The organism is Mycobacterium sp. pR1184 (assembly GCF_041287235.1).
GTDB lineage: Bacteria > Actinomycetota > Actinomycetes > Mycobacteriales > Mycobacteriaceae > Mycobacterium.
On record NZ_JBGGKR010000012.1, the window covers coordinates 85,881 to 100,036 of the forward strand.

At 68.5% G+C, this 14,156-nt stretch carries 14 protein-coding genes; 9 read left to right on the forward strand and 5 right to left on the reverse strand.

Translation table 11 applies throughout. The annotated features are described in order from the left end of the window. Positions 1–420 precede the first annotated feature (420 nt). The 5 genes from mihF to metK all read left to right on the forward strand — a co-directional run bounded on the left by mihF (position 421) and on the right by metK (position 4,541). On the forward strand, positions 421–738 hold the full coding sequence (gene mihF, locus ACAG21_RS20600; RefSeq protein ID WP_003407240.1) for an integration host factor, actinobacterial type: 318 nt from the start codon (positions 421–423) through the stop codon (positions 736–738). Positions 739–850: 112 nt separating this feature from the next. Continuing rightward, entirely contained in the window at positions 851–1,477 is a 627-nt protein-coding gene (gene gmk / locus ACAG21_RS20605) for a guanylate kinase (RefSeq protein ID WP_370498119.1), read from the forward strand. 87 nt (positions 1,478–1,564) lie between these two features. Continuing rightward, positions 1,565–1,888, forward strand: a complete 324-nt coding sequence (gene rpoZ / locus ACAG21_RS20610; protein ID WP_342928818.1) for a DNA-directed RNA polymerase subunit omega — start codon at positions 1,565–1,567, stop codon at positions 1,886–1,888. Between the two features lie 63 nt (positions 1,889–1,951). Further along, positions 1,952–3,202: a bifunctional phosphopantothenoylcysteine decarboxylase/phosphopantothenate--cysteine ligase CoaBC gene (coaBC, locus tag ACAG21_RS20615; protein ID WP_370498120.1), complete on the forward strand. Its 1,251-nt coding sequence runs from the start codon at positions 1,952–1,954 to the stop codon at positions 3,200–3,202. Positions 3,203–3,329: 127 nt separating this feature from the next. Next, positions 3,330–4,541, forward strand: a complete 1,212-nt coding sequence (gene metK / locus ACAG21_RS20620) for a methionine adenosyltransferase (protein ID WP_370498121.1) — start codon at positions 3,330–3,332, stop codon at positions 4,539–4,541. Here metK and ACAG21_RS20625 read toward each other — a convergent pair. Continuing rightward, positions 4,538–5,101 carry a pyridoxamine 5'-phosphate oxidase family protein gene (locus ACAG21_RS20625; protein ID WP_370498122.1) on the reverse strand — a complete coding sequence of 188 codons (564 nt, stop codon included), beginning with the start codon at positions 5,099–5,101 and terminating at the stop codon, positions 4,538–4,540. The genes metK and ACAG21_RS20625 overlap by 4 nt on opposite strands. Before the next feature lie 23 nt (positions 5,102–5,124). Continuing rightward, on the reverse strand, positions 5,125–6,105 hold the full coding sequence (locus ACAG21_RS20630; RefSeq protein WP_370498123.1) for an Lrp/AsnC family transcriptional regulator: 981 nt from the start codon (positions 6,103–6,105) through the stop codon (positions 5,125–5,127). A gap of 128 nt (positions 6,106–6,233) precedes the next feature. Here ACAG21_RS20630 and ACAG21_RS20635 point away from each other — a divergent pair, with 128 nt between their 5' ends. Continuing rightward, on the forward strand, positions 6,234–6,995 hold the full coding sequence (locus ACAG21_RS20635; protein ID WP_370498124.1) for an SDR family oxidoreductase: 762 nt from the start codon (positions 6,234–6,236) through the stop codon (positions 6,993–6,995). Further along, positions 6,992–7,852 (forward strand): LLM class flavin-dependent oxidoreductase, encoded by an 861-nt coding sequence (locus ACAG21_RS20640; RefSeq protein ID WP_370498125.1) that lies wholly within the window; start codon positions 6,992–6,994, stop codon positions 7,850–7,852. Before ACAG21_RS20635 ends, ACAG21_RS20640 begins: the two co-directional genes overlap by 4 nt. Here the strand turns inward: ACAG21_RS20640 and ACAG21_RS20645 are convergent. Genes ACAG21_RS20645 through ACAG21_RS20655 form a run of 3 tightly spaced genes read right to left on the reverse strand, consistent with a single transcriptional unit; the run spans position 7,849 to position 11,293 of the window. Then, on the reverse strand, positions 7,849–9,348 hold the full coding sequence (locus ACAG21_RS20645) for a flavin-containing monooxygenase (RefSeq protein WP_370498126.1): 1,500 nt from the start codon (positions 9,346–9,348) through the stop codon (positions 7,849–7,851). The genes ACAG21_RS20640 and ACAG21_RS20645 overlap by 4 nt on opposite strands. Positions 9,349–9,351: 3 nt before the next feature. Continuing rightward, on the reverse strand, positions 9,352–10,311 hold the full coding sequence (locus ACAG21_RS20650) for an alpha/beta hydrolase (RefSeq protein WP_370498127.1): 960 nt from the start codon (positions 10,309–10,311) through the stop codon (positions 9,352–9,354). A gap of 22 nt (positions 10,312–10,333) precedes the next feature. Beyond that, positions 10,334–11,293 carry an alpha/beta hydrolase gene (locus tag ACAG21_RS20655; protein ID WP_370498128.1) on the reverse strand — a complete coding sequence of 320 codons (960 nt, stop codon included), beginning with the start codon at positions 11,291–11,293 and terminating at the stop codon, positions 10,334–10,336. On the opposite strand from ACAG21_RS20655, the gene ACAG21_RS20660 reads away from it, so the two are divergent. Continuing rightward, complete coding sequence (locus ACAG21_RS20660) at positions 11,292–12,035, forward strand: lysoplasmalogenase (protein WP_370498129.1); 744 nt, start codon at positions 11,292–11,294, stop codon at positions 12,033–12,035. The genes ACAG21_RS20655 and ACAG21_RS20660 overlap by 2 nt on opposite strands. A 134-nt stretch (positions 12,036–12,169) precedes the next feature. Continuing rightward, positions 12,170–14,125: a primosomal protein N' gene (locus ACAG21_RS20665; RefSeq protein ID WP_370498233.1), complete on the forward strand. Its 1,956-nt coding sequence runs from the start codon at positions 12,170–12,172 to the stop codon at positions 14,123–14,125. Positions 14,126–14,156 lie beyond the last annotated feature (31 nt).

Sequence of the window (14,156 nt, forward strand, 5' to 3'; positions counted from 1 at the left end):
AATCTTTCCCCTTCGACTTCCGCCCGACGACCAGGGGTTTGTCCGCGCCGCGACACGCGCGACACGCCACGGCAAATCGTGATGCCCGGCACGAGGCACTGCGGCTATCCGTCGGCGCCGATTGCCACCGTCTCCCACCAGCCCGCCGACACCGCACCGCGCAGGCGTAAAACCGCAGCTAGAGCCCATGATCCTGATTCCCGCGCCGGCGCCACGGCAGCCGCGCACGTGCCGAATCCAGGCGCTCCCAGCGATGCCGAAGCATGCCCCTGAGAGCATGTGTGGGCGCGGCACAAGCTGGGCATTTAACCTCATAACCAGGGGGCCGGGTTAGATTTCGTCAGGAAGCGTGAGTACGGTCGTCTCCGCTGGGCCAAGCACCCGGCAGAGACACGAGATTGATCTAGATACGGAGGAATCGTGGCCCTTCCCCAGTTGACCGACGAGCAGCGCGCGGCCGCGTTGGAGAAGGCGGCTGCCGCACGTCGAGCACGAGCAGAGCTGAAAGACCGTCTCAAGCGCGGTGGCACCAACCTGACCCAGGTGCTCAAGGACGCCGAGAGTGATGAAGTCCTGGGCAAGATGAAGGTGTCGGCGCTGCTTGAGGCATTGCCGAAGGTGGGCAAGGTCAAGGCGCAGGAAATCATGACCGAGCTGGAGATCGCTCCGACCCGCCGGCTGCGTGGTCTGGGCGACCGTCAGCGCAAGGCCCTGCTGGAAAAGTTCGGCTCCGCCTAGTTCGCCGACGATGCAGGCCGAGAGGCCTGAGGAGAAGGCGGACGAGCAAGCACGGCCGACCTGCGGCGATGCAGGCCAGTTGGCCTATGGGCGCGCCCACTCAGGGGCGCCGGTGAACGTCGACGAGGGACCGGACGCCGAGCACCGCGCACGTCCCGAGCCATCCGGCAAGGGGCGTGTGGTGGTGCTGTCCGGTCCCTCAGCGGTCGGAAAGTCAACAGTGGTCCGGTGCCTGCGAGAGCGGGTACCGAACCTGCATTTCAGTGTCTCGGCCACGACGCGGGCGCCGCGGCCGGGCGAGGTCGACGGCGTCGACTACCACTTCGTCAGTCCGGCCCGTTTCCAGCAACTCATCGACGAGGGCGCCCTGCTGGAGTGGGCCGACATCCACGGTGGCCTGCAGCGATCGGGCACCCCGGCGGCGCCGGTCCGGGCCGCGACCAGTTCGGGATTTCCGGTGCTCATCGAGGTGGATCTGGCCGGCGCGAGGGCGATCAAAAAGGCCATGCCGGAGGCCATCACCGTGTTCCTGGCCCCGCCCAGCTGGGCGGATCTGGAGGCCAGGCTGCGCGGGCGTGGCACCGAAACGCCGGAGGCCATGGCGCGCCGCCTGGAGACCGCCCGCGAGGAACTGGCAGCTCAAGACGACTTCGACCAGGTCGTGGTCAACCGTCAATTGGAGTCTGCGTGCGCGGAATTGGTATCCTTGCTGGTGGGAAACGCGCCTGGGGCGGCTTGAGCCGCCCGTCCGACGCGATCAAGAATCAAAGTTTCCAGCTGTGTCAACCGCTCTTCAACGAAACCGAGCGCCAGGAGAAAGTCTTACGTGAGTATTTCGCAGTCCGACGCGTCGCTGACCGCCGTGGATCAATTCGATCCTTCGGCGGGCGGCCAGCGCGCCTACGACACCCCGCTGGGCATCACCAACCCGCCCATCGATGAGTTGCTCGACCGCGTGTCCAGCAAGTACGCGCTGGTGATCTACGCGGCCAAGCGCGCGCGGCAGATCAACGATTACTACAACCAGCTCGGCGAGGGCATCCTCGAGTACGTCGGCCCGCTGGTCGAGCCGGGGCTGCAGGAAAAGCCGCTCTCGATCGCGATGCGTGAGATCCACGCCGACCTGCTCGAGCACACCGAGGGCGAGTAGCAGGACGGGCCGGGCGCCGTGATCAGGTCTGAGAGCCGCTTCAACGAGGAAGGGCCGGCGTAGGTGGATCGCAAGCGGATCGTCGTCGGTGTCTCCGGCGGTATCGCCGCCTACAAGGCGTGCACCGTCGTCCGGCAGCTCGCCGAGGCGGGCCATGAGGTCCGCGTCATCCCGACCGAATCCGCGCTGCGCTTCGTCGGCGCCGCCACGTTCGAGGCCCTGTCCGGGCAGCCGGTGCATACCGGCGTCTTCACCGACGTCCCCGAGGTGCCGCACGTCCGGCTCGGTCAGCAGGCCGACCTGGTCGTGGTGGCACCGGCCACCGCGGACCTGTTGGCCCGCGCGGTTCACGGCCGCGCCGACGATCTGCTGACCGCGACGCTGCTCACGGCGCGATGTCCGGTGCTGTTCGCCCCGGCGATGCACACCGAGATGTGGTTACACCCGGCCACCGTCGACAATGTGGCGACATTGCGCCGTCGGGGCGCTGTGGTGTTGGAACCGGCATTTGGGCGGCTCACCGGCGCCGACAGCGGCAAAGGACGGCTTCCCGAGGCCGAAGAGATCACCACGCTGGCCCAGCTGCTGCTCGAGCGCGGCGACGCGCTGCCCTACGACCTGGCCGGTCGCAAGCTCCTGGTGACCGCCGGCGGCACCCGCGAGCCGATCGACCCCGTTCGCTTCATCGGCAACCGCAGCTCCGGCAAGCAGGGCTACGCCGTCGCACGGGTCGCCGCCCAGCGCGGCGCCGAGGTGACCTTGATCGCCGGCCACACCGTCGGGCTCATCGATCCGGCCGGCGTCGAGGTGGTGCACATCAGCTCGGCGCAACAGCTTGCCGACGCGGTGTCCAAGCACGCGCCCGCCGCCGACGTGTTGGTGATGGCGGCCGCGGTCGCCGACTTCCGGCCCGCGCGCGTTGCCGCCGCGAAGATCAAAAAGGGTCCCAACGATACCGACGACGCCCCGACCATCGAGTTGGTGCGCAACGACGACGTGCTGGCCGGCACGGTCCGCGCGCGAGCGCACGGGGAGCTGCCCAACATGCGGGCCATCGTCGGGTTCGCCGCCGAGACCGGCGATGCCAACGGCGACGTACTGTTCCACGCGCGAGCGAAGTTGCGGCGCAAGGGATGTGATCTCTTGGTGGTCAACGCGGTCGGTGACGGCCGCGCGTTCGAGGTGGACAGCAACGACGGCTGGCTGCTGGCGTCCGACGGAACCGAGGCCGCGCTGCAGCACGGATCCAAGACGCTGATGGCCAGTCGGATCGTTGACGCGATCGTCACCTTTCTGCAGGGCGAGAGCGGATAGCCCGCTCAATGCGCTCAGCGGATGGTTGCTAGAAAGGTTGCAATCACGACCGGCTTCGCCGGTGGGGCTGCAGACGCTTAAAATAATTTGTCTAACTAACATTTAGGCAAGACGGAAGGATGACAGGGTGAGCGAAAAGGGTCGGCTGTTTACCAGTGAGTCGGTGACCGAGGGGCATCCCGACAAGATCTGCGACGCGATCAGCGACTCGGTCCTCGACGCGCTTCTGGCGGAGGATCCCCGCTCACGTGTCGCGGTCGAGACGCTGGTGACCACCGGGCAGGTGCACGTGGTCGGCGAGGTCACGACGACCGCCAAGGCGGCGTTCGCCGACATCACCAACACGGTGCGCGCACGCATCCTCGAGATCGGCTATGACCACTCCGACAAGGGTTTCGACGGCCTGACCTGCGGTGTGAACATCGGCATCGGCGCGCAGTCACCCGACATCGCCCAGGGCGTCGACACCGCCCACGAGGCCCGGGTTGAGGGCGCGGCGGACCCGCTGGACTCCCAGGGCGCCGGCGACCAGGGCCTGATGTTCGGCTACGCGATCAACGACACCCCGGAGCGGATGCCGCTGCCCATCGCGCTGGCCCACCGGCTGTCGCGCAAACTCACCGAGGTCCGCAAGAACGGGACGCTGCCCTACCTGCGTCCGGACGGCAAGACGCAGGTCACCATCGAATACGAGGACGACGTCCCGGTCCGGCTGGACACCGTGGTCGTCTCCACTCAGCACGCCGACGGGATCGACCTGGACAAGACGCTGGACCCCGACATCCGTCGGCACGTGCTGCAGACCGTGCTCGAGGAGCTGGGCCACGACACCCTGGACTCGTCGGCGACGCGGGTGCTGGTCAACCCCACCGGCAAGTTCGTGCTCGGCGGGCCGATGGGCGACGCGGGCCTGACCGGCCGCAAGATCATCGTCGACACCTACGGCGGCTGGGCGCGCCACGGCGGGGGCGCCTTCTCCGGCAAGGATCCGTCCAAGGTGGACCGGTCGGCGGCGTACGCGATGCGCTGGGTGGCCAAAAACATCGTCGCCGCCGGGCTGGCCGAGCGCGTCGAGGTGCAGGTGGCCTACGCGATCGGCAAGGCTGCCCCGGTCGGGCTGTTCATCGAGACGTTCGGCACCGCGACCGTCGACCCGGTCAAGATCGAGAAGATCGTGCCCGAAGTGTTCGACCTGCGGCCCGGCGCGATCGTTCGCGACCTGGACCTGCTGCGCCCGATCTACGCGCAGACCGCCGCGTACGGCCACTTCGGCCGCACCGACATCGAGTTGCCGTGGGAACAGCTGAACAAGGTCGACGACCTCAAGCGCGCCGTCTAGCCCGGCAGGGGGTGATCGGCGTCCAGCGCGGGTAGTCCGTCGATGCTGTGCAGATTGCGGCCGACGGCGCGCACGTAGGTCTCGTCGGTGGCTTTGGCGTGATAGGCGTCGAGCACCGGTCGTTCGTCGACAAGCTCGTAGTAGGGCACCGCGTATCCGCAGGCGTCGGCGATCCGCTCGACGTCGATGACGATCGCGGCCCGCACGCCCGCATGCTGGCCGTTGAAATGGGTTAGCAGACTGGGGAATTCGGCGTCGTCCGGGCGCACAACGCGTCCGGTGCCGAACAGTCGCAGGATCCGCGAGTTTCGGGTGAACGAGCAGAACATCAGGGTGATCCGGCCGTTGTCGCGCAGGTGCGCGATCGTTTCCACGCCGCTGCCGAACAGATCGAGGTACGCCACGCGGTGATCGTCGAGTACCGCGAAGGTGTCGTGATATCCCTTGGGGGAGAGGTTGATTCGGCCGCCTTCGGAGGGGGCGGTGGCGACGAAGAACATGGCCTGGCTGTTGATGAATTCCCGCAGCGACTCGTCGAGATGCGAAAACTCCTTGGCCACGCCGCAAGCTTAGCGTCGCCCGTTCAGCGGGCGCGGATCAACCGGCCGTGCGCGATCAGTGAACCGACTTGCTTGAGCCGCTTGCTGCGGACGCTGACGTCGTAGGCCTGGATATGGTCGACGGGGGCCAGACGCTGGGCCAGGTAGTCGTACAGATGTGCCGGCCCGCGGCAGATCACGACGACCATCAGGTTGGCGGGTCCGCTGACCGTGGCGACCGAGGCAACCTCGTCGTGCTGCACGATCTGCTCGGCCACCGCTGCCAGGTGGCGGGGGGCAACCGATATCCAGACGATCGCGTTGAGCATGAATCCGAGCCGTTCCGGCAGTACGTCGAGATCGTAGGAGAGGGTGCCGCCGGCCTGCAGGGCGCGTAACCGACGCTTGACGCGGGCCGGTGACCACCCGGTGAGCGCGGCCAGTGCGCTGTCGGAGATGCGGCCGTCGTCGGCCAGCGCATCCAGCAGCGGCTGATCCTCGGCCGTGGGCCCGGTGGGTTGATCCGGGTGCGCTCGGTCCGGTGACTGCAGCGCGGCGACCTGCTGGGTGTCCAACAACTGTCCGTAGCCGGTCCAGTGCGCGTACGGCGGTGCGCCGAATACGTTGAGTACCAGATCGACCCGCATATCCAGGACGGTCGAGGTGCGGGGCAGACGGTGCAGCAGCCCCGCCTCGGAGCCGTCGAGGGGGGCGCGGACAACGCAGACGAGCTCGGTGCCCCCTGACAACGCATTGACGTGAGTGACCTCGGGCCGGCGGACCAACGCGTCGGCGAGCCGGATCAGGTCGTCGGGTTTCGCGTGTACCCGGACGACCCATTGGCATTCGCCGTACACCCGAGGGTTGACCACGCCGACCACGCGAAGCACACCGTCGCGGCGCAGGGCGCGGTAGCGACGAGCGACGGTCTGCTCCCCGGCACCCACGACCTCGGCGATGCGCCGGAACGACGCCCGCGGCGACAGCTGCAGCGCATGCAGAATTTGAGCGTCCAGGGTTTGCATCGTGACGAAAACACTACATATATCCGGATCAGCACGCCTATTTCCGACGCTATGTGCGGTTTTGCTGGCTTAATTCGGCGAGGTCGCCGACGATGAAGTGCACATCGTTCGAGAAAGGAGGCGCCGCAATGGAATTGACCGGCCACACGATCCTGGTGACCGGTGGTGGCACCGGAATCGGCCGGGCCATGGCCATCGCGTTGTCGGAGCGCGGCAACCGGGTGGTGATCGCGGGCCGGCGAACCGCCGCGTTACGTGCTGTCGCCGAGGCGTGTCCGGGTATCGAGTGGCACCCACTCGATGTCACCGACACCGAGTCCGTCCGGGAGCTCGTCGCGACGGTGGAGCGCCGGTGGCCCGATCTCAACGTGCTGGTCAACAATGCGGGTGTGATGGCGCTGGAAAGCCCCGACACCCTCGATCCGGAGGTGTCGACGACCGTCGTCGCGACCAATCTGCTGGGCCCGATGGTGTTGACGTCACGGTTGCTGACGACTTTGCGGCGCCAGCCCGACGCCGCGGTCGTGAACATCACCTCGGCACTGGGCTTCGTCCCGCTGGCCATCGCCCCGACCTACAGCGCCACCAAGGCCGGCCTGCACTCATATACCGAGTCGCTGCGAATCTTGTTGTGGAACAGCGGTATTCGCGTCATCGAGATTGTTCCACCGCGGGTGCGCACGGAGATGCACAGTAACCGCGGCGACGACGATGCGATCGACGCCGACGAGTTCGTTGCGCAGATCATGGCCGCGCTGTCCGAGCGGTCCCACGCCGGCGAGGTCGTCGTCGAAGCCGCCCGTGCGGTGCGCTACGCCGAACGTGAGGGCCACTACCGCCGGATGCTGGCCGCCGTGAACTCCGGTATCAACGCGCAGGATGTGCCGTGAAGCTGGGAATCGGCCTGCCGAACCACATCGCCGACGTATCCGGACCCGCCGTGGTGCAATGGGCGCGCCGGAGCGAGGAAGCGGGCTTCGAATCGGTCACGACAATCGACCGGCTGTTCTACCCCGGTGTCGACTCGCTGATCGCCCTTGCCGCCGCGGCCGGCGCCACCGAGCACCTGACTCTGGTCACCAATGTCCTACTGGCTCCGCTGTATCCGGTCGTTCCGCTGGCCAAGCAACTCGGCAGCCTGGCTCGGATATCCGGCGGTCGGCTCGTCGCCGGACTGGGTGTGGGCAACCGGCCGGATGAGTACGCGGGCACCGGTGCCGAGTTCCACCGGCGTGGCCGGATCCTGGACATGCAGGTCGAGCGGCTGCGCAGCCTGTGGGCCGGCGAACGGGTTGCCGATGACGACTCCGCGTTATGTCCCGCGCCCGTGCGGATTCCGCTGCTGTTCGGCGGCCGGTCCGCGGCTGCGCTTCGGCGGGTGATCACCACCGGTGACGGGTGGGCGGCCGGCGCGGTGCGCCATTACGACGAGCAGGCGGAGTCGGCGCGCCGTATCCGGACTGGGTGGCAGGCCGCGGGCCGGCCCGGGCGACCCTACCTGCAGGCCTCGGTGAACTTCGGGCTCGGTTCGGCCGAGACCGTCGCAGCGGGCCGGGACCACTTGGCGCGCTACTACGGATTTGTCCCGGACTACGCACAAGTCAACGTCGCCGATATGGTCTGCTCCGCGGCCGACGCCCGCGATACCGTCAGGCGATACCGGGATCTCGGCTTCGACCGGCTGCTGTTCCATCCGACGACCGAGGGGCTCGAGCAGGTCGATCTGCTCGCGGACGCGATTCTCTAGTGGCCGTGCGGCGCTGCAGCGCCGGTGAATTGATAGTCGTCGAGGTCGAAGCGACGGCTGCGCCAGTATGCCTGCACCGTGGTGGTCGGACGTAGCGGCACGTCACCGTTCTTGTCGAAGTAGTAGCTGTTGGCCAGGCGGCAGCTGTCCTGCCAGAAGATCTGGCGGTGCCGTTTGCGCATCATCTCGGCGAAGTAGCGGCGGTTGGCGGTTTCGGTCACCTCGACGCGTGTCGCGCCGGTGCGCCGGGCCCGCGTGAGGCACCGCACGATGTGGTGAGTCTGCGTCTCGATCAGCGCGAAATACGAAGAGCCGACGTAACCGTAGGGGCCCATGACGCTGAACATATTCGGGAATCCCGGAACGCTGACGCCCTCATAGGCCTGCAGCCGGCGGGAGTCCCAGAAATCGGTCAGCGTGATGCCGCCGCTGCCGGTGATCGAGAAGGTCGGCATGTTGTCGGCGTCCATCACCTTGAAACCGGTCGCCAGTACCAGCACGTCGATCTCGTGGTTCTCGCCGTCGGTGGTGGCGACCGCCCCCGGTGTGATCTTGTCGATCGGCTCGGTGACCAGCCGCACGTTGTCACGGTTGAACGTGGCCAGATATCCGTTGTGGAAGCCCGGCCGTTTGCATCCGACCGCGTATCGCGGGGTGAGTTGTTCGCGCACGTGCGGGTCGTCGACCTGTTGACGCAGATATCGGCGACCGGCGTCGCCCATCGGCTTGGCCAGCGGAACCAGCGTGAAGTATTGCGCGGCGATGGTAAAGGTCAACTCGACGAAAGCCTGACTGAGCAGCCGCTGGGCGAGTTTACCGCCCGGAATCCGCATCGCGGCGCGCACCGGCGCGGGCAGCGGGACGTCGAACTTGGGGAAGCACCAGATCGGGGTGCGCTGAAATACGGTGAGCTGGTCGACAATTGGCGCGATCTCCGGGATGACCTGCACGGCCGAGGCGCCGGTCCCGATGACCGCGACGCGCTTGCCGGTCAGGTCCTTGCTGTGATCCCAGCGTGCGGTGTGCATCGTGACGCCGTCGAAGGAGTCCACGCCGTCGATGTCGGGCAGGTTCGGGACGGTGAGCACACCGCTGGCGCTGATCAGGAACCTGGCCGTCAGCTCGCCCCCGGGATCGGTCTGGACGCGCCACAGCGCCCGCTCGTCGTCGAATACGGCGGAAATGACCTTGGTGTTCAACCGGATTCGCGATCTGATGCCGTATTTGTCGACGCAATGCTCGGCGTAGGCCTTCAGCTCGGCGCCCGGCGCATAGGTGCGCGACCAATGCCGGCTCTGCTCGAAGGAGAACTGGTAGGAGAACGACGGAATATCCACGCCGATCCCGGGATAGGTGTTCCAGTGCCAGGTGCCGCCGACTCCGCCACCGGCTTCGACCACCAGATAATCGGAGAGTCCGGCCTTGTCGAGTTTGATCGCGGCGCCGATGCCGGCGAATCCGGCGCCGACGATCACGGTGTGGTAGTCGGGCTGCATCTGCTAGGGGTACAGCGCCTTCCGTAGCGCCGTCAACCCGCGGTCGGTGGCCGCGGCGGCCGCCGGGATCACCGGGGCGAAGTTGACGAAGCCGTGCACCAGGGTCGGCTCGTTGCTCAGCTCCGCCGCAACGCCCGCGGCATTGAGCATCTCGGCATAACGCGCACCGTCGTCGCGCAGCGGGTCGTGTTCGGCGGTGCCGATGAAGGCCGGCGGCAAACCCGACAGGTCGGCGTTGGCCGGCGCGAGGGTGGGCGGCAGCACCGCCGGGTCGGTGACGTCGATCTCCGGGGGCAGATACCAGGCCAGGAAGGCCTCGATCACCTCGCGGTCCAAGATCGGCGCGAAGGCGTTCTCGGTGTGCGACGGGAGCGAAAGATCGGCGGTCACCACCGGATACCACAGCAACTGGAACACCAGGTCCGGCCCGGCGTTGTCGCGGGCCAGCACCGCCAGGACCGCGGCCAGGTTGCCGCCCGCCGAATCCCCGGCCACCGCAATGCGGCTCGGGTCGCCGCCCAGTTCGCCGGCGTGCGCGCCGACCCACTGCAGCGCGGCCCAGGCGTCGTTGACCCCGGCGGGGTACGGATGCTCCGGCGCGAGCCGGTAGTCCACCGACACCACGATGGCCTCGGCGCCGACCGCATGCGCGCGGGCGACGTGGTCGTGGGTGTCCAGGTCGCCCAGACAAAAGCCGCCGCCGTGGAAGAAGACGACGACGGGGGAGATCTCGGCCGGCGTGGGCGGCCAATAGATCCGGATCGCAAGGTCGTCGCGTTCCCCGTGGCCGATCACTCGGTCTTCGATGCGCAGGTCGGGCAGCAATTCCGGCGGCACCTTGAGCATCTTGAGCCGCTCGCGCGCGAGCTCGACACCGTCGTCCGCGTTGAACGTCGTCGGGAACAGATCGAGCAACGCTTTGAACGTCGGGTCGATCTCAGGCCGGGCGTTGGGCTCAATCATTCGTCCACCGTACGCCTGTTGTTCACCTGTATAGTGCATGCCTTAACGCCGCGAGCCCCCGATCCGACGCGGCCGTGGCGGCGGGAACCACGCCCGCATAGCCGAGATAGCCGTGCACCATCGTCTCGGCGTTGTGCACGTCGGCGGGTACGCCCGCGGCGGCCAACGCCTTGCCGTAGGTGATGCCGTCGTCGCGCAGTGGGTCATAGCCGGCGACGCCGATGTAGGCCGGTGGCAGGCCAGCCAGGTTCTTCGCCCGCCCCGGCGCCATGCCCACCGGCGGATCGGACAAGTCGAGATCGCCTGCGTACCAACGAGAAAACTGCGCGATCGCCCTGGTGTCGAGAATCGGAGCGGTCGCGTTTTCGGCAAACGACGGCAGCGACTGGTCCCACATCACCGACGGGTACCACAACAGCTGGAAGGCGATCGACGGTCCACCTTCGTCGCGGGTCTGCTGGGCGAGGGCCGCGGCGATGTTGCCACCCGCCGAATCCCCGGCAACGGCCAGCCGGGCGGTGTCGGCACCCAGCGCGGCGCCGTGCTCGGCGACCCACTGCGTTGCGGCCCAAGCGTCTTGGACGGCAGCGGGATACGGATGCTCGGGAGCCAGCCGGTAATCGACGGAGACCACGATCGCGTCGGCGCCCACCGCATGCTCGCGGGCGGTGCCGTCGTGGGTGTCCAGGTCGCCGATCACGAACCCGCCGCCGTGGAAGTAGACGACGACGGGCAACAGGGCGTCGCCGTAATCGGTTGGCGGCCAATAGATTCTGATGGCGATAGCACCGGCCGAACCGTCGATGGTGCGGTCCTCGACGCGCAATTCGGGGTGCACCGGCCGGCGCGGCAGATTGCGGAACCGCTGGCGCGCAGCCTCGATGCCGTCGTCGGTGGATAGCCGGAACGGAACCGCGTCGAGTACCTTCAGCAAGATGGGGTCGATAGGAGGTTTCTCGTCGGCTTTGTCAAAGCTGGGCATGGAGGTACCGTACGCACCCCGCGTGCTGGCTGGCTGCTGGGTGGCAGCCTGCTGGGCGGGCATCGGCTACGGCGTGTTCCTGACCGTGGTGGCGGTGCAGTCTGCGCCGGGAACCGAACTCACCGGTCATTGGGTGCTGCAGCCGCCGTTCAAGGCGTTGATGGCCGTGCTGCTGACCGTGGCCGCGTTCGCGCATCCCATCGTCAGCGAGCGGCGCTGGCTGATGCCGGCGATGGCGCTCTGCGCCACCGGCGACTGGTTACTCGCGATCCCGTGGTGGACGATGTCATTTGTCTTGGGGCTGGCGGCATTTCTGTGCGCGCACCTGTGCATCATGGGCGCGCTGGCTCCGTTGGTGGTCAAAGAGTCGGTGACGCGAACGCGCATCGCGGTGATGGCCGTGCTGTGCGTGACGGCGATCGCCCTGCTGGTGTGGTTCTGGCCGCACCTGGGTCAGGAGAACCTGACCATCCCGGTGACGGTGTACGTGGTGGTGCTGGCCGCGATGGCGTGCACGGCGATAGCGGCCCGGCTGCCGACGATCTGGGTGCCGGTGGGGGCGGTGTGCTTCATGGCATCGGACGCGATGATCGCGATCGGCCGGTTCATTTTGGGCAATGAGGCGCTGGCGGTGCCGATCTGGTGGCTGTACGCCGCGGCCCTGATCCTGATCACTGCGGGATTCTTCTTCGGTCGCGACGTTGCCGCCTCTGACAATGACCGCGAGCCTGTGCAGGGCTGACTGTCGGTGGCCGCCGCTAAAGTGTGGCCACGGACGGTAACAATGGTGGGTGACAACACTTTTTGCGACTCGAGCACGCGGTGAATACCGCGCGTTCACCCGTCGAAGTGGAACCGATCGCCCGGATCCTGCCGATGCTGTCGGTACCGCACCTGGATCGCGAATTCGACTACCTGGTCTCGGCTGAGCAGTCCGACGATGCCCAGCCGGGGGTTCGAGTGCGGGTCCGGTTCCACGGCCGCCTGGTCGACGGGTTCGTGCTGGAGCGCCGCAACGACACCGACCACGTCGGCAAGCTGGGCTGGCTCGATCGCGTCGTGTCCGCCGAACCGGTGCTCACCCCGGAGATCCGCCGGCTCATCGAGGCCGTCGCGGCGCGGTACGCCGGGACCCGTCCGGACGTGTTGCGGCTGGCCATCCCCGCCCGGCACGCCAGAGTGGAGCGGGAACCCACGGCGATCGGCCCGCCGCCGGACGTGGCGCCCGTCGACCCGTCCTGCTGGGCGGTGTACGGAAGCGGCGATCAGTTCCTGACCGCGCTGGCCGAGGTGCGGGCCGCGCGTGCCGTGTGGCAGGCACTGCCGGGGGAGCAGTGGGCGGACCGGTTCGCGGAGGCGGCCGCGCAGACGGTCCGCAGCGGGCGCGCGGCGCTGGCGATCGTGCCCGATCAGCGGGATCTGGACGCGCTGTGGCTGGCCGCGACCACCCGGATTGACCAGGACAGCGTGGTCGCGCTGTCCGCGGGCCTGGGACCGGCCGCGCGCTACCGGCGCTGGCTGGCGGCTTTGCGGGGTAAGGCGCGGCTGGTGATCGGCACGCGCAGTGCTGTTTTCGCACCGCTGGACGACTTGGGGCTGGTCATGGTCTGGTCCGACGCCGACGACAGCCTGGCCGAGCCGCGGGCGCCGTATCCGCATGCCCGCGAGGTCGCGATGCTGCGCGCGCATCAGGCGCGATGCGCCGCGCTGATCGGCGGCTACGCCCGCACCGCCGAGGCTCAGGCCCTGGTGCGCAGTGGCTGGGCCCACGACATCGTCGCGACGCGGCCGGTGGTGCGGGCCCGCACGCCGCGGGTGGTCGCCCTCGACGACTCCGGGTACGCCGACGAACGCGACCCGGCGGCGCGCACCGCGCGGATTCCGTCCATCGCGCTGCGCGCCGCGCGGTCGTCGCTTCAGGCGGGGGCGCCGGTGCTGATCCAGGTGCCGCGCCGCGGGTATGTACCGTCGCTGGCCTGCGGGCGGTGCCGCACCATAGCCCGGTGCCGGCATTGCACCGGGCCTCTCTCACTAGCCGGGTCGTTGCAGGAGCCCGGCCCCGGGGCGGTGTGCCGGTGGTGCGGACGCGCCGAGCCGGCGCTGCGGTGTGCCCGGTGCGGGTCGGAGGCGGTGCGCGCCGTGGTGGTCGGGGCCCGGCGCACCGCCGAGGAGCTGGGCCGCGCCTTTGCCGGTACGCAGGTCGTCACCTCGTCGGGCGACGCGATCGTGGCCGAGGTCGCCGCGCACCCCGCCCTGGTGGTCGCCACGCCGGGCGCCGAACCCCGCGCGGACGGGGGGTACGGCGCGGCGCTGCTGCTGGACACCTGGGCACTGCTGGGCCGTCAGGATCTGCGCGCCGCCGAGGATGCGCTGTGGCGCTGGATGAGTGCGGCGGCGCTGGTGCGGCCGCGCGGCGACGGCGGCGTGGTGACGGTGATCGCCGACTCCTCCATTCCCACCGTGCAATCGCTGATCCGCTGGGATCCGGTGGGCCACGCGGACGCCGAGCTGACGGCACGCAGCGAGGTCGGCCTGCCACCCGGTGTGCACATGGCGGCCATCGACGGCAGCGCCGACGCGGTGGCCGCACTGCTCGACGCGGCCGAATTGCCTTACGGCGCAGAACAACTCGGGCCGGTCGACCTGCCGCCCGGGGTGCGCCGGCCGCCGGGCACCCCGCCCGGCGTCCCGGTGATCAGGATGCTGGTGCGGGTGCGCCGGGAGCAGGGTCTGGAGTTGGCGGCCAGCCTGCGGCGCGGTGTCGGCGTGCTCAGCGCCCGGCAATCACACGAACCGGCGCGGGTACAGATCGACCCGCCGCAAATCGGTTAGCCCTACTTCGCTGCGTTCGTCGGGCGGGCAA